This window comes from Streptomyces sp. NRRL S-646 (assembly GCF_000720765.1).
Classification (GTDB): domain Bacteria; phylum Actinomycetota; class Actinomycetes; order Streptomycetales; family Streptomycetaceae; genus Streptomyces.
Genome location: NZ_JODC01000114.1, coordinates 1 through 292 on the forward strand (window position 1 = coordinate 1; position 292 = coordinate 292).

The 292-nt window shown below is 70.5% G+C and carries 1 protein-coding gene; it reads right to left on the bottom strand.

Features of this window, described 5'->3' with window-relative positions; all coding sequences use genetic code 11:
- Positions 1–292 (bottom strand): beta-ketoacyl synthase N-terminal-like domain-containing protein (locus IH68_RS51425; protein ID WP_037886769.1); only part of this gene is annotated, 292 nt, incomplete at both ends.

The window sequence follows — 292 nt, forward strand, 5'->3', positions numbered from 1 at the left end:
CCCCGCACCCGCCAACGCCGCCCGGATCACCCGCTGCTGCGACGGACCATTCGGAGCCGTGAGGCCATTCGACGCACCGTCCTGATTGACCGCACTGCCACGGACCACGGCGAGCACCCGGTGCCCGTTACGCCGGGCATCCGACAACCGCTCCACCAGCAGCATGCCCACACCCTCGGCCCAGCCGGTACCGTCCGCACCCTCCGCGAACGCCTTGCACCGACCGTCCACCGCAAGCCCCCGCTGCCGCGAGAACTCCACGAACACACCCGGCGTCGACATCACCGTCACA